The sequence below is a fragment of the Paenibacillus sp. FSL H8-0261 genome, assembly GCF_045040645.1.
In the GTDB taxonomy this organism is placed as follows: domain Bacteria; phylum Bacillota; class Bacilli; order Paenibacillales; family Paenibacillaceae; genus Paenibacillus_AQ.
Map to the genome: position 1 here is coordinate 767,824 of NZ_CP150297.1, position 19,964 is coordinate 787,787.

15 protein-coding genes are annotated in these 19,964 nt (G+C 38.5%); 10 read left to right on the top strand and 5 right to left on the bottom strand.

Annotated elements, in window-relative coordinates; translation table 11 throughout:
• Positions 1 to 159: 159 nt before the first annotated feature.
• From MHI27_RS03415 to MHI27_RS03425, 3 genes are all read right to left on the bottom strand, one after another.
• A complete protein-coding gene (locus tag MHI27_RS03415) occupies positions 160 to 957 on the bottom strand; it encodes a hypothetical protein (RefSeq protein WP_405175574.1) in 798 nt (265 codons plus the stop codon).
• 267 nt (positions 958 to 1,224) lie between these two features.
• Positions 1,225 to 1,836: a hypothetical protein gene (locus tag MHI27_RS03420; RefSeq protein ID WP_405175575.1), complete on the bottom strand. Its 612-nt coding sequence runs from the start codon at positions 1,834 to 1,836 to the stop codon at positions 1,225 to 1,227.
• Positions 1,837 to 2,328: 492 nt separating this feature from the next.
• Positions 2,329 to 2,628 (bottom strand): site-specific integrase, encoded by a 300-nt coding sequence (locus MHI27_RS03425; RefSeq protein ID WP_405175576.1) that lies wholly within the window; start codon positions 2,626 to 2,628, stop codon positions 2,329 to 2,331.
• A gap of 532 nt (positions 2,629 to 3,160) precedes the next feature.
• Between MHI27_RS03425 and MHI27_RS03430 the strand changes: the two genes are divergently transcribed.
• The 3 genes from MHI27_RS03430 to MHI27_RS03440 all read left to right on the top strand — a co-directional run bounded on the left by MHI27_RS03430 (position 3,161) and on the right by MHI27_RS03440 (position 6,153).
• Positions 3,161 to 4,405, top strand: a complete 1,245-nt coding sequence (locus MHI27_RS03430) for a hypothetical protein (RefSeq protein ID WP_405175577.1) — start codon at positions 3,161 to 3,163, stop codon at positions 4,403 to 4,405.
• 72 nt (positions 4,406 to 4,477) lie between these two features.
• On the top strand, positions 4,478 to 5,116 hold the full coding sequence (locus MHI27_RS03435) for an N-acetyltransferase (protein ID WP_405175578.1): 639 nt from the start codon (positions 4,478 to 4,480) through the stop codon (positions 5,114 to 5,116).
• Positions 5,117 to 5,400: 284 nt separating this feature from the next.
• Positions 5,401 to 6,153 carry a hypothetical protein gene (locus MHI27_RS03440; RefSeq protein ID WP_405175579.1) on the top strand — a complete coding sequence of 251 codons (753 nt, stop codon included), beginning with the start codon at positions 5,401 to 5,403 and terminating at the stop codon, positions 6,151 to 6,153.
• 54 nt (positions 6,154 to 6,207) lie between these two features.
• Here MHI27_RS03440 and MHI27_RS03445 read toward each other — a convergent pair whose 3' ends face one another.
• The gene (locus MHI27_RS03445; protein WP_405175580.1) at positions 6,208 to 6,825 is read right to left on the bottom strand and encodes a hypothetical protein; all 618 of its coding nucleotides are present in this window, start codon (positions 6,823 to 6,825) and stop codon (positions 6,208 to 6,210) included.
• On the opposite strand from MHI27_RS03445, the gene MHI27_RS03450 reads away from it, so the two are divergent.
• The 3 genes from MHI27_RS03450 (at position 6,786) to MHI27_RS03460 (ending at position 10,109) form a co-directional block, all read left to right on the top strand.
• Complete coding sequence (locus tag MHI27_RS03450; RefSeq protein WP_405175581.1) at positions 6,786 to 7,367, top strand: YecA family protein; 582 nt, start codon at positions 6,786 to 6,788, stop codon at positions 7,365 to 7,367. The two genes, MHI27_RS03445 and MHI27_RS03450, sit on opposite strands and share 40 nt — an antisense overlap.
• A 143-nt stretch (positions 7,368 to 7,510) precedes the next feature.
• Positions 7,511 to 8,872 (top strand): hypothetical protein, encoded by a 1,362-nt coding sequence (locus MHI27_RS03455; protein ID WP_405175582.1) that lies wholly within the window; start codon positions 7,511 to 7,513, stop codon positions 8,870 to 8,872.
• Positions 8,856 to 10,109 (top strand): TOPRIM nucleotidyl transferase/hydrolase domain-containing protein, encoded by a 1,254-nt coding sequence (locus tag MHI27_RS03460; protein ID WP_405175583.1) that lies wholly within the window; start codon positions 8,856 to 8,858, stop codon positions 10,107 to 10,109. Before MHI27_RS03455 ends, MHI27_RS03460 begins: the two co-directional genes overlap by 17 nt.
• A 782-nt stretch (positions 10,110 to 10,891) precedes the next feature.
• Here the strand turns inward: MHI27_RS03460 and MHI27_RS03465 are convergent.
• The gene (locus tag MHI27_RS03465; protein WP_405175584.1) at positions 10,892 to 12,682 is read right to left on the bottom strand and encodes a flavocytochrome c; all 1,791 of its coding nucleotides are present in this window, start codon (positions 12,680 to 12,682) and stop codon (positions 10,892 to 10,894) included.
• 224 nt (positions 12,683 to 12,906) lie between these two features.
• Between MHI27_RS03465 and MHI27_RS03470 the strand changes: the two genes are divergently transcribed.
• From MHI27_RS03470 to MHI27_RS03485, 4 genes are all read left to right on the top strand, one after another.
• Positions 12,907 to 14,541 carry a sensor histidine kinase gene (locus MHI27_RS03470; protein ID WP_405175585.1) on the top strand — a complete coding sequence of 545 codons (1,635 nt, stop codon included), beginning with the start codon at positions 12,907 to 12,909 and terminating at the stop codon, positions 14,539 to 14,541.
• Positions 14,516 to 15,298: a response regulator gene (locus MHI27_RS03475; protein WP_405175586.1), complete on the top strand. Its 783-nt coding sequence runs from the start codon at positions 14,516 to 14,518 to the stop codon at positions 15,296 to 15,298. The genes MHI27_RS03470 and MHI27_RS03475 overlap by 26 nt, the downstream gene beginning before the upstream one ends.
• A gap of 400 nt (positions 15,299 to 15,698) precedes the next feature.
• Complete coding sequence (locus tag MHI27_RS03480) at positions 15,699 to 18,719, top strand: DUF4855 domain-containing protein (protein ID WP_405175587.1); 3,021 nt, start codon at positions 15,699 to 15,701, stop codon at positions 18,717 to 18,719.
• A gap of 281 nt (positions 18,720 to 19,000) precedes the next feature.
• Positions 19,001 to 19,570 (top strand): hypothetical protein, encoded by a 570-nt coding sequence (locus MHI27_RS03485; protein ID WP_405175588.1) that lies wholly within the window; start codon positions 19,001 to 19,003, stop codon positions 19,568 to 19,570.
• Positions 19,571 to 19,964: the final 394 nt, after the last annotated feature.

Consider the following 19,964-nt stretch of genomic DNA (forward strand, 5'->3'; position numbering starts at 1 on the left):
AAGCCTCCTTATTCTCAACATTTTTAAAGGGATATGATAACGTTCTGTATTCACAACGAAGAGAGGCTTAAGGAGACAAAGTTCCCGGCTGAGCTTGAGCAGTTAGTCTCGTAGGTGTGAATATATTGTTAATAGAAGTTGCAATCTTTTTCGAGAAACTTAATCAAGCACTTCTATATTGTTTTGAATAATCTCATCAAACATTTCCTTATCTTCTTGTTTTATTATCAATTCATTTTTTATAAATTGAATAAAATTTGATGCAGAAAAAGTATTCTTTTTATTTTTTTGTTCAGTAAGAATAAAAAAACCGTATTGTTTTTTTATGAACTTATAGCTCTTTTCATTGAGCTTTGCATCATCCAATAACCATTTGTATTTAACTACTTCTAATGCTTGAGATTCGTCTGAGGATATATATAATATTAAAGCCCAAATTATTAGGTAGATCTTATTGTTAATTAACCCATTAATATTTTCTTCATCATATATTTTCAGGTCACTTTCAAGAGAATATAAGTCTTCTAATATAGTTAGCAAAAATAATAATTCATTTATTTGAGTCATAAATCCTGAACCATCAAAAGAATATTTTGATTTCTTTACTTCATGAAACGCTTTCTTTAGTTTCGGAGAAGCATACATTAAGTTTGATTCCACATGGTTAAATATTTGACTGAAAATTAAATCTTCACTTACATCTGGGTTAATATCATGGCCTCTTCTAAAATGCGTTCTAATATCAATATATGAATAGATTTCGAAAACAATAGGTGAAAATAATTTATAATATATTTCGCCCAAATGTTTTATTCTCTCTCTTTTGAGAGTAAGCCTATGAGATAAGTACTGAGCTACAATTGCACCAATGAAAGCTCCTAAAATAGCTGTAGAAGATGTTATAAGAGCAGGTTTGTAAGTATCCGGTAAAGAGCTAAGCAAATTTATTAATGCCACTCGCGACTCCCCTTTTTTAAAAAAAAATTTTTGATACGTGCCCGTATTCACGACGTCTGACAAAGTCGGGTGTGCCCGGCAAGCTTTTACTGTCCCTAAAATTCTCTGCCGGACCAAGGGGGGATGCCCGATGCGTGAATATACTGCTATAAGCTGAACTTAAGAATGATGGACAGCCGAAGGACGAACCCCTTGGGAGTAAGGATTTCGTTAAGCAAGTTAGATTCTTAATTTCACTCTATATAGCTGATGTTGCAACTTCTTTAATTATACTAATTCGTTTTTATACTCTATTACTTTTTTGCATTCTTTTAAATCAAACAAAAACATTATAGGTTCTTCTTTATCAATTGTTGCCAAGTCATTACTCAGCTCAATTAATGTTTCAACTGCCTTTAAAGCCATTTCAAATGAATCAACTGATTTTTCTTGAATACTTTCTAATGTGTCAGATGTTATATTTGTTGATTTAAAGTGGACAAGTTTATTTCTATATCCAAATAAATTTTTAAGTAATTGAAATCCTTGTCGTTCTATAGGAAAATCCTTACCTGTAATTAGCTTTGGGATAATGACCCATTTTGAGATAATATCTAACTTGTCTAAATATGTTTTAGGATAGTTATCTGACAATTCTCTAGCAGAATAATCGTAAATATAAGCCTCAATTGCCATTGATATAAAAACAACTGTAGTAATCGACTGTTTGTGGCTCACTCTTTGTTGTTCAAGTAAATAATAATCTTTTTCGTCTTGATTAAATTCACTATTATTACGTATCTTAGTAATTTCATGTTCAGCAGTAATTGCAATTTTAAAATTATCCAATGCAATGTCAATGTATATGGGAACACTACTAAGTCTAGAGAAATGTTTCATTTATTAACCTCTTTCTTTATATTACTTCTTTTTTTTATTTTTTGCAGTTTAACTAACGTCGTATTTTCAAATTCCGTAATTAACTCCATTTGTAGAGTATTCGCGAAATTATTGAGCTATCCAGTCCTTTCGCTGCGAGATACAGTAGTCTAATACTCTATTCTCTTAGTCTACAACCTATATTATTCATCATACTTAAAACTATAGGTGATAAATACTATTTTTTACAATCGGTAAGGTGTTTAATAGGTGTAACATGCATTTTGTATTGGTTTTGGAAGTGCAGAAGTATTAGAGGATTACTTTGTAGTAGATGAATTCAGCAAGGGATTTTCAACTCTAGACGAATTAGAGGGCAATGTAATCCATTGCATTAGATGCCTTATTACCCTAAGGACTAAGGTTATAACAATAGATAAACCTTCAAGATGGATTTGGTCCTGAAGCTAAAAAAAACCGTCAGTAAACACTGACGGGGCCTGTAAGTCTTCCTTATTGTCCTTGTGTAGCATCAGATATAAAAAACGATTCGAATTTATCAGTTGCAGCTTGGTAAGCAGTACGGAGCGCGTGTCCATAAATATTCATGGTTGTCGCGATGCTCCCATGTCCAAGCCGCTCTGAGATAATCTTAGCATGAACGCCTTGGTTAATCAGGATTGTGGCTGAGGTATGCCGGAGATCATGGAACCGAATGTATCGAAAGCCATTTTTCTTTATGAACTGTCGAAACCAAAGGTAGGGACGCTCATGATGGAAAGGTTGTCCGGATGTGAGAACATAAAAAACCAATCTCCGCTATAGTTAAATGGAACTCTCCCCTCAAACCTTGTATGGTCTTGTGGGAAAAGTAGGAGAATGCTAAGTTATTCGCCTACTTTTTTCCAAGAGTTCAGAATAGATGGTTAAGTAATTGAACAGGCAGGATAGCCTATTAATTTCGCGAATACTCTATATATGGAGTTATTTACAAAGTTCGTAAATAATACGTTATGCGGCATATTTCTAAATGCGGAGGAAGAAAAATAATATATATCGCAAAGCCCTCATGTTAATCCTTATTTTTACAAATGCAACTTAATGGACAACCGCTATCAACTGGTACAGGTTTTATTGCTGAATCTAAGAATGGTCCGGTTCTAATTACAAATAGACATAATGTAACTGGACGTCATCAAGAGATAGGAATTCCTCTTTCTAGCACAGGAGGTATCCCTAATGAAATTATCATTATCCATAATGTCAAAGATAGTCTTAGCCTGCATATAGGAGCTGACTGATGTGCTTGGCTTAAGGAAGTAATGAACCCTTTCAAGGAGGACTCATGATTAAATTTGTAGACGATCAAATACATGACTTAATAATAGAATTGTTTGCTTATTTTAAAGAATACAGAGTAGATTATGATTTTTATGACCTTGATTCAATGGAGGATTATGGAGATGAAGAAATATTAGTTGATTATGAGTCAGAGGTTATAATTGAGCTACCATATACAGGGGAAGGTTATGGGCTAACCTTAGGTGAATGTTTTGAGGCAATAGCTGAAGTTCAAAAAGCAAGCATTATAGATAACTATAAATATTTAAGTTCAGAACATGTCTTGGTAAGGGTGAATTCGAAAAATATAGAAAGGATACAAGCATACAGAAACCTAAGTCCTTACTCATTTGAAACAACACTTTCAATAAATGAACAATTAATACAGTTTGATCTTGTTGAGGGATTAACGAATTTTGCATTATTAATTACCCAAATGGACAATTACGACAAGCATTCACCTCCAATTTATTATGATGATTTATTTATTGAAATGAGGTCAGAGTCAGAGGTTGTAATAGATAAAATGATTATAGATGAGTTGGTGCAGTCATATATTTATGAGCTCAGCACTTCTTATGATATAGATCTCTTCACTTCTCCTCGAGTTGATTACTGGGGGGGAGAAGAATGTGAGTTAACAGCGGCTGAAGAAAAACGACGCCTTCGCCCGCTAGTAAGAGGCAGAGGAATAAATGACGTATTAACAATTTTTAATTCAGCAGCACAAATAGATGATCCGGAATTTTTGATACTATCTTATACAAAAGTAATTGAATTTGTTTCTCAAACGGTTGTGAAAAAAGAGTTGCTTGATACGGTACTAAATAAGCTAGATAGTCCAAGAGCGCTGAGTCCTGACGCAGATTATGTTTTAGAATTAGAAAAGACATTTGAAGATTTAGGAAGTTATAAGAAAGATAAAGAAGCAATTCGATTAACAATTGAAACATGTTGTGATCTAGTGGAAATTATAAAAATATCATCAATACCCCCTCATTTGAAAAGTTTTGCGAAGATAACTATAAATAGTAGTAAGGATGAAAAGAAGCATGCTCTTAATGAATTAGCAATGTCAGTATCAGATACAAGAAATAAAATTGCACACGCAAAGACCAACTATCGGGTAAAAGGTAATGAATGCCCAAGTGATCAACTTGAGGCGTTTGCAAAATGTTTAAAAGTAGTGTCCTCTCAAGTTATTCGATGGTTTTTCAGACAACATGAAAATTCGAGGATAATAAGATAAATTTAAGAAGATGGTCCCTATCCTATTTGGTCTTTTGGTCTTTTCTAATTCTGAATCAGATGGAGGTAAGTGATGTTTGATTTATTTAAAATAGTTTCTGATGACTTGCTGCCTGATGCGAAAATTAAAACTCCGCTTCAGCGAAAAGGCGACGTAACGTTTGAAATTTCATATTTAATTGAAAAATTAAGACAATTGAAAAACGAGGTTATCCTCACAGAGCTAACCAAATATGGAGAAACAATTATAATTTATCGACAGCTGGTCAGCGAAGACGAGCTTAACTTGGCACTCCGTAGCCGTATTTTTTCTAAGGAAGGACAAAGCTCATTTACTCCTGCAATGTATCTTTCCTATAAAAAGAAATTCGAAATATTAGAGATTGCTGATCTCCGCATTGAAGAAAAGGATGCTAATAATGGATATGGTTCTTCTTTTATGAGGGCTATGTTTCTTTTAATAGAGAAATTCCCTTATCCAATTAAGTACATAAATGGTTGGATATCAGCCAAGGACTGGAGTCATGTGGATCGAAATCAGCATTTTTATGAAAAGTTTCTCTTTGACGTCGAACTGAGGCATGATATGCGAGATGGTAGTATCCTATGGGTTAACCCGAAGGATAATGGAAGTATTGAGCACTACCGCAGTATAAACTACAAACCTGGAATTGCGGGGCTTTTCCAGGAACTATCGGACATAGACGGCTAAGATTGTTTGTTAATTAATTTCAAGCATTTCTATTAAGAATAGTCATAGTCCTTGTCGTAGCTTAATGATGATTGATCAGTAATTATGTCGTATAGATCTAAAAAAATCATGTAGACTATCTAGGATCTGGCAGGTCGCATTGTAGATTATAGTAGAGCAATCTGGAAATGAAGTCAGGAAAGCATGGAGATTGCTGATGTTTAATATCATCCTAGGGAACCTGTGCTAGGATAATTTTAATTAGTTTATGGAACAGTTAAACATTGAATTTCGGGGTGACTATATTGTCTAATTTAACCAAAGAAAAATTAATTGAAGATGTTTTACAACTTAAGATTTTATTAGAGGATGAAAGTACATACAGCAAAAAATATATTAAAGAGTGTGAAAAAATAGAAATAAAGTTAATTAAAAAAAAAATTAGCGTAAGAAAACTCATTAGGATTCAATATGAAATTATAAAACTAAAGAAACAGATAAAAAATTTTGAGCAGGAAAAAGATAATCGGGCCTTTTACTTTTCAGCTTATGGCATTTTGTTTTATGGTGTAGTTACTATTTTTTATAGATCGGGTGTACATTTCAATTCAGATATAGGTTGGCTTAATTTTATATCGGAAGATATATTTAATCTTTTTTCATATGTTCTTATAGGGATGATCGGTGCAATATCAAGAGTGTTCTCGAGAGCATTGGACAAGAATGAGGAAGTTAGATTATTGATGGCAATTCTATTTCCAGTGGTATTTATGAGTCTGTTTTTATACAAGGATGATGAAATTATAGGAATATCTAAAATAAATATACTCATGTTTGCAGCCGGTTATAGTACTGAGTTCATTATGGGGGTTTTAAATAAAATAATGGATTTTGCAAATAAGGTATTAAACCTACCAGTTAATACAGAGGGAAATAACACTCAAGTTAAAATACAGGAAAGAACCGAAAAACCTGAGCTGATTACGCAGGATGGTAAAACAAATATAATCCTCGAACATGATAATAACACATCTACCGCTAAAAACTTAAGTGCCTAAAATCATTAACCTACTAGGCATAAGCCTAGTTTGTTCCTACTTTTTATAACAACTTCACAAGACTCGACGTCCACCACTTTCTCTTGCTCTAGTAACGTATTGATTATACTTGATATACATACCCAAATGATCTAGTTCATCAAATAATTCGATTTCTTCTGATTGAGCAGCTTTATATCTTTGTTCAATAAAGTGAGTAAACTTACTTGGAGATTCAAAATAGTCTAAACAAACCCTTAAGTCGTCAACTGAGATACTCCAGACTGGAGTTAAGTCAAGTTCAACCCCCAGTGGGGTGAGTTTTGATGCTCTAGCGGCAAAAGAATTAAAATTATCTATTGTAATACCGCATATGGTCACTTGTCTAAAATCCGCACTTCTTAGATTACGTATTGGATTATGCTGTTCATCATAAACTGTAACTGTCTCTTCACTAAACAAATAATCAATAAATCGTTTAGCTTGATCCCGTGGACTTTTAATAAGAGTCTTTATTGACTGAATATAAGCAGGAAAATCCGTACTAGGTGGTGTATAAGTAAAAGCCCCCGCTTTAACTTCAATGACTATAAGATGGTCGTCAAAAATAATAATTCTGGCAAGGGTATCGTGAAGAATTGGATAACTACTTTGTGAAGTTAATATTTGATGAAGAAGTACTTGATAAACCAAAACAAAAAATCCCAATCATGATTGAAGAAATTATTAGAATTTTGGATAATCAAGCTAAAAAAGGAAGATGTAAAGTTGTGAGTTCTCTTCTGGATATGGACGGTGATACAAGAGAACAGATAGAAGCACAACTTAAAACTGTTTTAAGAAGGCAAAGTGAAACGGGAAGATTAATACCGTTGAGCTTATTCGGGGAAGTAAAGATAACCATTGCCTGTAATCAAGAAGGCATTACTTCTTTTTCAAATGAGTATGTCAATGACTATATACTGGCTACATTACTTAGAACAAATGATAATGAAAGATTAGGTCTCTATCTGACTTATTCAAGAGATGGCGTACTGAATGAAGTCGACTTTTCTTATCTAACTAAAGATAATATACCAGATGCAAGGAAGGAGGAAATTGCAAGAAAGTCTGTCGAATATGCTGAATCAAGAATTGCATCATTTAAAAAACAAACTGGGGCTAAAAAAATCGGACGAAATAATATATGTTCATGTGGTAGTGGGGATAAATATAAAAGATGTTGTGGTAAGTGAATTTGATACTCAGGAGCTTTTGTTTATATTATAAAATTTGTTAGGCAGTCGTTTGAGGAATTAATTGTGTTGTGGTATCTGTTCAGACAATCCAATTGATTAAGAAGCTTAAAACCCATCTTTTTTTAGGCGGTGATCAACATATGAAATATCTAGATCAAATAAAAAAAACAAATACTATTCCAAAAATAATTCAAGAAATTGCATCGATCTTTAAAGGTTTTGAAGATGATGATTATTTACCAGCAATAATTGAAGAAGGTAATTTTACAGCTGATCACGGAGAAGATTTTTATTTGAAACTAGTTTTAAAACACCAATCTATAGAGATAAATGCTACTTGGTTAAAAGATAACATGGAATTTCATTTGGAAGAGCCAACTAAATACGATAATACAATGAATGATAGTGCTTTCATCCATAATGTTATAACTTACAGAAAATATAAATCGAGGAGTTTATATCAGTTGAACCCATTACTCGTATCAGACGAGATTAATGAATACGAATATACTAATTCGAATTATGTAAATGCATTTTGTAACGATGAATATTCAAATATACAAGGCATACCTGTTTTAAAGTCTACAAATGATCTTAAATTATTAATTCTAAAGAAAATCTTTAATAATTATATCAATGACCCCAAGAGCAATATGTATCCGAAGTTTGAGTTGGTGGCTGAATTCGAATATCGGACTCATAGCGATCACATAAAAAAAACTAAATCTGATATATTTAAATCGTCTGAAGCCTACATAAAAATTGATAGAGGGGAAAGTTCGGTTTTTGTTCTAGGAAGTATTAAAATCCCATTATATAAAAGTAATAGCAAGCGGGAAAATCGAAATATTCAAGTGCTTGACTTGATAGACTTGAAGCCTAGAATGCATAACTCTAGTCATTATAACGGTGATACAATTGAGGGGTTCATATGTTTTAAGCCAGAGGTTATAAATATACTTAAAGAGTATTATTATTTTTATGATTTACAAATGGTAGATAAAAGTAACATTGAGAATTCCTATTTAGTAGACGTTCTCGGAGACAAAATTGTTTTTTGGGAAGCGGAATATAATAAATTACCCACATCGGTAAAAGATAAAATAGATCCGTTTAACTTTGTGCCTGAGTATAAAAAGGGTATTATTAGCGAAGCTATGTCTTCGATGCAGTTAGAGGTCGATTGGAATTGGGATAAAAAATTATCTCCAGAATATTCATTAGCTAATCTGATCAGAGAGAGAGCTTTTAATAGAGCCATAGATATAAGTCTTACTTTTATAGAACCAAAACATAAAGAGGATTTGAAAGATTTCATTCTGAAAATTGAAGCGCTAACTAGTATTAAATTGGAGAGATTTAATGCTAGTGCAGATGATGTAAAGCGGTTAATAAGTATTCGACAGGGCTGTACTTTAGAGGAGCCTGTTGATTTAAAGCTACTCTACCAAAAGTATTGCTATGCGATACAAATGGAGTATAAAAATGAACCCAATAAATGATTTTTCAAAACCAATAAGATTTTTAGTTGGAATGAATGGTTCTGGTAAAACTTATGCGCTAAATGAGGCATTAAAAGAACAAGAACAAAGGGCATTCCTAATTACTGAAGATGGTATGCCCATAATTCCAAAACAGATGAATAAAATTTCTGTGGATTTTCAAAATATGTCCTACAACTACTTGAACGAGGGTTCCCGTGGTCAGTCAGGCAGAGAGTCAGAACAGGAAAATATATCTGGCAGAGTCTTTAGAGTAATTTCCTTTTGTGAAGATATTATGAGAAAATTAAACCTATTTAAAAAGAAATCCAAGGGGCAAGAAAAGCTCTTTAATATGATGTCAATATTCACTAGTTACAACTTAAATCATGTAAGGATTATTTATTTCGATGAACCGGAAAATTTTCTGGATGAAGAATTTTTAAAAGTAATTGCCGAATTTTTTGGTATCTTGCTTGAATGTAATTTTGTTGTAAGAGTAGCAACGCATAATTCTCGGTTACTCAACATTTTAAAAGTTAATCTAGAAGATATAATTTTCTTTAGTAATCACTCGAAATTCAATGTGCTAGAAGATGAAGTGATAGAATTATATAGAATGACTTCGGATAAAATTGAGAATATAAGGGTAGAGGAACCAAATATTCAAATCGATTCTTCAATTCAATACAAATTAAATTTACTAAATCATCGCCACGCATTCGATAGTTTTATTGAGCAAAATTTAAAAAGTGATGAATTTTATAGGTGCTTATTTTATAAGCAAGTGATTATTGTCGAAGGGGACTCTGATATAACTGCATTGGCATCTTTGAAGAACGAATTTGATAATTCACTTGAAGTTTTTAATCCCAATGGTAAGGCCTTTATTCCTTTCTTTGTAGAATTATTCTTAAAAATAAGGAAAGAAGTTATTGTCATTATTGATGGGGATATTCCTCTTCGTGAAGAGGCTACCTTATTTAAACATGCAGTAGCAATAACACACTACCTTAAAGCCGCAGAGGCTAGAGATGAGATTAAGCTTGTAGTACACGACCCAGATCTAGAAAAATTTTATGATATCGATCTTGATCAAATAGGAAGATTCTTGGGCATGCCTAGTGCAGTAAGAAATAAAAGAGGTTGGCATAAAACTATAGCTGCGTATATTTTTTTTAGTGATGAAGGAAATAGACAGCGTTTAAAAAATCATATTTTAGGGAAGGCAGAAGAAAATCACTTCGAGTTCCAGTAAATAAGAAGTTCTGTAGGAAGCCTCAAAAACAAGAAGAGATAAGGGCAGAACTACAAAAACATTTAAAGGCCCGAGGTATACTTGGACGACAGTGGTGAGAGTACCGTATAACTTCTTCTCACTGGATACTCCATCCATGTGGTATGTGGGAATAATTAAAATTATTATAAGGCACTAATTGGGGACGTAAACAATCACTAAAAACCATAAGCGAACTAAATAAATCATACGGAAGTCGGGAACACTACATATTTCATAAGGATTATTCCTAAACACCTATCCCAACTATATCGCTGGTTGCAATAAGTTCATGTATTCAAAAAATTGATGTAAAACATCAACAGAAACGTGCCGAAGTCAGCCATCCAGAACGGAAGGTCATTGGGAAAAGCCCGTCATATCAAGGTTTCCGTGGATTGCTACAGTGCACATCCCAGGATAATATGTTCCCGCATACAGTACACGTAGAATCGGTAGCTTTGTTGGTGAGGAACCCTTGTCAAGTAGACACTAAATAATTGCTATAGTTCTAGTGATAGTACCAGGAAAGAAATGGACAATATTAATTCCACTAACGGAGAACGATAAAAGAGCCGCGAGTTAGACGAGCGTAGCCCCTAGGCTCCACCATAAAAAACCGCCCTGTTCGCAATGTTGCGGACAGGGCGGTTTGCTATGTCATAGAGGGCAACTTGAAAGTTAGCAGTCGACCTACACTCTACAAACTATCTTGCACGTTTTTAAGACTAACTTATTAATAGAGCAGTTACACAAACATAAGATTACTCTGCTACAACTTGTTTGCCTGCAATCCGGCCGAACGTGAAGATATCAGCGATGGCATTACCGCCAAGACGGTTTGCACCATGAATGACCCCTGTTACTTCACCTGCAGCGAACAGCCCAGGGATGACTTCGCCTTTTTCATTCAATACGCGAGTCTTCTCGTCGATCACCAATCCGCCCATTGTATGGTGAACGGATGGTACAGCTTTTTCGATGTAGTAAGGGCCTTTTTCAAGAGATTTCAATCCACCGCGATGTTTGAAATCAAGGTCTTTACCTGTTTTCGCATAATCATTAACTTTATTAATCGTTTCTTTCAAAGTGTTCACGTCAATTTTGAAGAAATCAGCCGCCTCTTCAATCGTATCGGCTTTAAAGAGCAAGCCTTGTTTAACGAGCTGATCGTATTCGTCTTGATGAACTTCGATCGTTTTACCGATATCCTCAATGCCTTGATTCCATAATTGATACGTATATCCGCCCGTTTGGGCAAGAATTGCTTTAGAAATAACGTCACGACGTTCTAATTCCTCAACGAAGCGCTTGCCTTCTTGGTTAATCAGGATCGCACCATCGAAGCGGGAGTCTGCAACCAGGGAAATAACACCTGTCTCAGGATTACAGATTGGATACGTTTGAATACTCTCCATGTTTGTCAGTTTGGCGCCAATCGTTTCTGCCATAACGATACCGTCACCTGTAGATCCTGGTGTATCGGTAGACATATATTTTTCATCCATTTTAGGGTTATACTTTTTACGCATCTCTACATTGGATCCAAAACCACCGGTAGCGATGATGACGCCTTTGTTCGCATGGAATGTGATCTTGTCGCCAGTACCCGAAGTCGCAGTTACACCGGTTACTTTGCCGCTTTCATCCTTCAGCAAGGTTTCGGCTTTCATATTCGTTTTGATCGTGATTTGATCAGCGTCTGTTTTGGCTTTTAACTTAGTAATCAATTCAACACCTGTATGACCTACAGGAATCAACGCACGTTTTCTGGAATGGCCTCCAAATTGGAACAGATGATCAGGTAAGAACTCTACCTTGATCTCATCGCGCAGCCATTCGGCAGATGTTAGAGCATTGTCGGCAAGAATACGAACCATCTTTGGATCCCCGAGGTTGTCTCCGCCTTTCATCGTATCATTATAGAACAATTCAGCCGTGTCATCTGTGATGCCTAGAGCACGTTCAACCCAGTTGTCCGGCGCATTCATCTCACCACCGGAGATCAATGTGTTGCCGCCAACAGCTGGCATTTTCTCGAGCAGAACTACATTAGCTCCAGCGCTGTTCGCTTCGATAGCCGCACTAAAGCCAGCACCCCCGGCACCGATGACGACAACATCATAGGTTTGCTCGGCTTCTTCTTTGTCTTTGTTTCCACTGACTGCAGCGCCAGCGACAAGGGTAAGTCCAGACTTCGTAATTGCATCTTGAATGGCTTCGAGATATCCTTTGCTTGTAACCGTAGATCCGCTAACGGCATCAACTTTTGCACTGTTAGTTGCCATGACATCTTGCTTGAGCTGCGTATAAACAGGTTCTGCAAGTACTTCATTTTCCTTATGCTCTGTTACTTTAATGTCAGTGATCTTGTTATCTAATAAGGAAACTTGTACTTTAATATCGCCATGTTTACCTTGCCCAACTCCTTCAAAGACTTGAACTCCGTTTGCATCTGCAGCGGGTGCTGCATCTTTACCGCCGCAGGCAGCAAGCGTGAACATAAGACTGAGGACTAGTAGAATAGATAACAGCTTTTTCGTGTGAGTTCGCATAATATCTCCTTCATTCTGTTGTGAATTGGTTACATACATTAGGGAGAGGAAGATTTGCTAGGCAAATCCTTTATCTCTAGCCTAGACATGAATGTTATTTCATGTGAAAATATGCACAAGACCTATTATAGATTTAGTACAGCATTATGTATTTGCACAGATTAGCGTTTTTTTGTCTTTTTCGGGCATGTAAGAAACGGATATTGTGAAGGGCTATGATTACAATGAAAACAATTCACTTAAAAATTACGTTAATCGCAGGAAGCTGCTTCTTGCTGCTGTTCATTGCATTGCTTGTAACAATATATTTGGAGATGAACCATACGGTTGTCCCTTTGAATAAGAACTTAACGCAGCAAGTGGTTAATGCACGCAGCGACCAGATCGATTATTGGTTTAATCAGCGCATTGGAGAGATAGACATGCTTGCTTCTCTAGCTTCGGACCATCAGTGGACACGAGATGAATTGCTGCAAGAGATCGATAAGTTCGAGGCGAAGAAGCAAGTAGAGTACGAATCCATACGCGTGGTGGATATTCACGGAAATTCCTGGTCAGCAAGGGACAAGCCTTTTTCGATACTAAACCGACCCTACTATCGAAAACTGCTGAATTCAGATTCCAATTATGTGGTGAGCAATCCGATCGTATCCAAAGCGAATGCAGTTGAAATCGTCGTCATTCTCTATCGCGTGAATCCATCGGTGAATGATGAGGTGGCTTATATTGCCGCAGCCGTCTCCGTCAAGAAGATGAAGGAGATTGCTCAAGATGTAATGCTATATGACCAGTCAGGCCAGCTTATCATCGATTGCAGAGAGCTGGGTGAAGGAGATGGAGCGGAGGATGCAGCAGATAAGAAGAACATGAGTGTATTTGAGGCTCCAATTCAAAATGTGGAAGGCTGGAAGCTAGTACTCGAAGTACCGAATTCAAGTCTATCGCTAGCGGTGATCAAAACCCAGCGGACTGCATTGCTGGTAGGCGTTCTTATCGGTAGTGCGTTTATCGTCTTTCTGATGCTGCTTGCTTCTTCCATTATTCGTCCAATTCAGTCGCTTCGCCAGGTAATGGAAAATGTGCAGAACGGCAACCAAACCATACGAGCAGATGTTACGCGCTCGGATGAGATCGGCGATCTTGGGCGAAGCTTCAATGACATGCTTGTTCAATTATACGCTGTGGAGCAGGACCGAAAGGAGATGGAACTCAGACTGATTCATGAGCAGATCAAGCCACACTTTTTATACAACACATTGGATACGATCCAGTGGATGGCAATGGAACATGGAGCAGACAATGTGGTGGAGATGGTGGAAGCGCTTAGCGCGTATTTCCGAGTAGGGCTTGGCACAGGCAGTCCCTACATTCTGCTTGATCAGGAGTTGTACCATGTCGAGAGTTATCTTCATATTCAAGGCGTGCGATATGAGGAGATTCTGGACTACGAGCTTCGATATGATGAAAAGCTTGCTCAGTGCCAAGTCGTTCGCTTCATGCTGCAGCCTTTGGTGGAAAATGCGATTTATCACGGGATTAAGCCACTTGGGGATCAAAAGTGCAAAATTTCGATTACAGCATATAAACAGGTCGATTATTTGGTCATTAAGGTTGAAAATAATGGGGTTATGATTCCTGAAGAGAAGCTTGAACAGATGAATCAAGCCCTTCTTGATGATAAATATGATCGTTCTGCCACGGGCTTTGGGCTATACAGTGTAAACCATCGCATTCGACTAGCTTACGGGGTGCCATATGGCCTTGCAGTGAAGAACGAAGATGGCATTACAGTTATGGTCATTCGAATACCTTTGGACGGGGAGTGGAATGAAGATGTGGAAGATTGTCATCGTCGATGATGAAACGATCATTCGCAAAGGTTTGCGACAATACATTGAGGAGAGTTCGTATCTTTTTGAAGTTGCAGGAGAAGCGAAAAGTGCAAACGAAGCATTGAATATGGTGGAGGAAGCCCCACCACATGTATGTCTTGTGGACATCAACATGCCGAATATGAATGGGCTCGATCTGATAAATATATTGTGCGAACGCTGTCCGTCGGTTCTGGTTGTCATCATCAGCGGCTACGATAACTTTGAATATGCGCGTCAAGCCGTGCAACTGCAAGCATTCGATTATGTATTGAAACCTGTGCCGAAGAGTGATCTGAACAAGCTGCTTCATCGGATCGATGAGCATCTTCAGGCAAAATATCCTTTGCATTCACATGAAAGCAGGGTGGATAAGGAGCTGGGGCTTCCCGGGTATACAGGGGATGGAACAGTGCTTATCCAAAAAGTGATCGAGTATATTGACAGTCATTATCAGGATCCGGAACTGTCTATTACTAGAGTAGCAGCGCTATTTCATATCAACCAAACCTATCTTAGCAAGCGTATGAAGCAAGAAATCGGTGCTTCATTCCTTGACTATGTCACCGAGCTTCGGATATCGAAGGCGAAGGAGATTCTGGATGACGTAATGCCGAATATCAAAATCGGGGATCTGGCCGTGAAGGTAGGGTATAAGAGCCAGTACTATTTTAGTCGTGTGTTCAAAAATAGAGTCGGCTCAAGCCCCTTAGAGTACAAAAAGCATCCGTTCGGTTATGGATAGGGCATCAATTTAGTAGAACGCCGCAGTAATTAGGCGCCACCATATATAAACACGACGCAGCCTCGAGGGGTTGCGTTTTTTATGTGGCGGATTGTTTAGAGGACATTGATAGAAAATAGGTAGGACCTTAGGAGGTAAGCGCTATCTTTATACCTATAAAAACGCGACGTGAAGGCCTTCATGTCAACAAGTGTATACCCAATGTCATTAATTATCTATTTGAAAGAAAGGCCACTTTTCATAATGTTACTATAAGGACATTGACATATGTTATAAGCTTCTATGACGTGTCGGAATCTCGGAAGGGAGGAAAGAGCATCGAGGTAAGTGAAATGGAAGCGCATACCATTTAGGAGATTGATGTTTCTTGACTCAAGAATCAGAAGGGAGTTCGTACGATATGAAGAGGAGTAGAAAATGGGTAGCTCTCGTTATGGTTGCGATCATGATCGTAACGATGATGCCGATCGCGCAAGCGGAAGAGGCGCTGCCGCCTACACAGACAGAGGGACAGACACCAGTGAACCCGCCGAGCGAAGCCGATCCGGTCGAGGTGACGAATCCATCAGACCTACCGGGAGCGGGTACGGAGGGTGTTATTGCGTCAGTGTATGGGGCGGTATATCACAATCTTGCAGCGGGCTTATCTTATGAGTGGTCGCAAGAGCCGGAAGCTTCCTATCCGGATGAAGGCAACACACTTACGGATGGTATATATGGGGCAAGCAATAGATCCGACGTAGCATGGGTTGGACATCATTTGGGTAAGACACGCGAAGTTGTGTTTGATTTGGGGGCGAAGAAATCACTCACGGGTATTAAAGCCAATTTCCTCGAAGATTGGCCAACGAACAATGTACTCGTGCCACTCACGGTATCGATGTACGTCTCCGATGACAAAGTGAACTGGGGACTGCTCAAAGACAATGCCACGCAGAAGCTGTGGAATGACGGCAAATACACGGAGACCTATGTGTGGGACGGCAGCAAGGACGGCATTAAAGCCATCGGCCCAGATGCGAAGATCGCCCATGCTCGCTATGTGAAAGTGACATTCACAATGCATACGCGTGCAATGACTTTCGTGGATGAGATTGAAATCCTCGGTGAAGACGGCAAAGTTGCCGGAGCCGTGACTGTTCCAACGTATACGCCGAAATTCTTGGCGGTAGGCGAGGCGACAGCGGGTATCGAGCATCTTGGACTTTTGTATAACGGGCAATATGCGAATGACTTAGGCATCTGGACGAAAGAACGGATCATTCCGAACATTAGTTATGTCGATAAGGACGGCAAGATTAAGGATCGACTCTTCGACGGCGTTCTGTATCTTGGCATTAACTCTCCAAATCCAGGTCGTGATTTCGGCGGGCGGGCTTATCTGGAAGATTGGCAATGGTATCTGGATAAAACCTTTGCGGTAGGCGGCGATATGGATGCGTTAAACGCAGCGGCTAAGGAAGTATCCGATGCGCTGAACGAGTCTGGCGTGAAGGAAAAGGTTGTCCTCATGATTCCGGATCCAGGTGAATCGATCACTAATTTCGGAGCTATTGAACAAGGTGGAGAATCGCTGAACTTTAATGATTCCGTTGGCAAAGAGAAAGCCCTTGCGAACCGTGAAAAAGCAGTTCAATGGTGGCTGCAGCAAGTCAAATCGAGATGGGAAGCAAAAGGTTACGCTAACCTCGAGCTTGTAGGTATGTACTGGTTCGAAGAGCAAATCAGCACAAGCCAATCCGGACCGGATCTGATCCGTTCGGTGAGCAGTACCCTGCATGACATGCAAATTAGCGGCAAGGACCTGAAGTTCTTCTGGATTCCGCACTTCTTCGCTTATAAAGCGTTCATGTGGAAGGATGTCGGCTTCGATGCGGTGACGATCCAACCGAACTACTTCTTCGAGCCGACGGATATCGAGCGCTTGGAGGATTCTGCGAATCTGGCGAAGCAGTATGGCATGTCCAATGAACTCGAGTTCGATGATCGGATGCTGACGGACGGCGTGTTCCGCGAGCGGTATATCGATTACTTGAACAGCGGTGCGAAGACAGGGCTCATGAAGGATGGCTTCAAATCGTATTACCAAGGCAACAATGCAGTCTATAACACCGCGGTAAGTAAAGATCCAGCGACACGCGTTCTTTACGACTGGCTGTATCAATTTGTTAAAGGAACGTATCAGGTCAACGAGGCTCCGCCTTCCGAGGTAGACGTGCAGATGAACGACAAGCCTTTCCAGAGCGGGATGAAGCTGCCCGATTCAGAATCCGTATCCTTTACATGGAAGCTTAGAACGGATGATGGTCTGACGAAAGTGACGGCGACATATGACGGCAAGCCTTATACAGCGGGTACCGTTATTTCGCTTGCAGGCAAGCTTGGCAAGCATGAGCTTAACATTACCGTTACGGCGGGGCATATGGTGACTAAGTCATATGTTATCGAAGCAACGACAAATGCATCTGGTATGAAAGCGTTAGTCGACCGCTTCGAACAAGCGAAGCAATTTACCAATTCTGCAACGGTGCGTTCTTTGAACAACTATTTGGAAATGATGAAGCGCTATGAAGGGAAAGATGCAGCGCAAGTCACCAAGTATCTCCAAGGCTTTAACGCAAAGCTGGATGAATTCAAGAAGGCAGGTACGATAAAAGATGAGGCGTACAATACGCTGAAGGAAAGCGTCTATTACCTGATAGGCAATTTGGCGCAGAATAAAACGGTAGAAGCTTCATCGACCGAAGGCAATAATGCGAATTATGCACCGGCTAAAGCCGTCGATGGATTCCCTGCTTCAAGATGGGCGAGCGAATACGTGGACAATACTTGGTTCCTGGTCGATCTCGATGAAGTGAAGGAAATGGATACGGTTCGAATCGATTGGGAATATGCTCGCGCCGATAAATACAAACTTCTTGTGTCGAACGATAAGCAGAACTGGATCAATGTCATGCCAAATGACGGAATTATTACCGCGCATGATGGCAAAGAAACGATTCAGTTCAACCCGGTCAAGGCAAGATACATGAAGTTACAAGGCATAAAAAGAGCAACCGATTACGGATATTCCATCTACGAGTTTGGTGTCTATAACCTCTCGGGCGCTGTAGACGTGAAGGGTATTGAGGGCATACAAGTAAAGGTTGACGAGGAAGCGAAAAAAGTAACGATTGATGGATTGCTGATGAATGGCGTCCTTACAAATGTGAAGTTGAAGGTGCTTGATCCGAAAGGCAAGGTTCAACTCGAAGATGAGACGAAGAGTACAGTCGCGGGAAGCTTCCAATTCACATTCAAACTTACGGGTAATTTAAAGGGAACCAATGAGGCGTATCTATCGACTGGCTATATGAGCGAGCCTGTAAAAGTGACTTTTGAATACTCAAAAGAAAACCCGGGTAAAGGTCACGATAAGTAATGGAGAAATAATCCATCCAAGCAGAAATACGACCCGTGCTGAAACTTCCTGTACCGGTTATCGAATTATCTGCCCGAGTAAGACCAATAACCGAAGTAAAAACGTTTGAGGCGTAACATAGCAAGCCGATTAGGTGCCAGACCACGGGGTCTATACCTAATCGGCTTGTTTCTATGTACAGTATCAAGATATTATTCAGGTTTTAGTGGGATTGTATTATGTATTGTATAATAGAACGACTGCCTCAACAGGTATTTATAACATAAAACATAGGAGGATACATGTCCTGGAGCAAATTGAAGCAACAACTGGAGAGTTTTCTCTGTCCTGCGTTATACGGCAGGGTTGAATATCGCGCAAGTAGTTACCGTTATTTACCTGATAAATCAGGGGATTGTTATATTTCGGTAGATAAAAAGAACGTACTTAATATGAATGATAGAACTAGCTCAATTAGATGGTATCAGACGGAGCAGGAGATTAAGAATGATTCAGATCTTCAAATTCCTATCAACCATGAAGACATTGAAGCGGTTAGAAAAGATAGCAAGGGGATCATCCCGGAGGATCGTTTAATAGTCATTGCAAGAAGCAGAAAAATATCAGAAGTTGCAAAGGAGCTTTTGTCAGCACAGACGTCATTAAGTAAATCGAATTTTATTGTTATAGCTACTAAGTATTTATCTATTTCCATAGAGGAGAGCTTAGAAAGTGACGATATCTTATTGAATATTCTAGCCTTAGTGGACAGACGAGTTGGAAAAAAGCGAATTTTAAACATGAGCGAGAAGATGAAGTTAAAGCATCCAAGTGTGCAATATTTTTATGAACTAAGGCGTAGTATATTATAAAAATAAATAACTTCATTGAATATTCAAGAAACACTCTCTACAAAAACCCCTAATTCTACGCGACTTCTTCCCACCATAACAATAGCCATGATAATGAGAGGGATGTTCGCATATAGTGCATATGGAATCGGAGAATGTCGCTCTACTGGTAAGGAAGGATACAGTGTTATGAAATCCTTATATTTATTGGACTTTACGGACAAGTATGAGGAAAAATCGTTGTTAAAGAGATGGCATCATTGCCGTCTCTTTTTTGTTTCACTTTTTTAGTATTGCGCTGACTCTGGTTCCCGCTACCGCATTTTACGATCACAAGTATGAAGACTGCAGCAAAATTAGCGTTGATGCTTATGTTCAAGCTCTCTCTGCTCTGCTCAGCTAGGTGACGGGAATC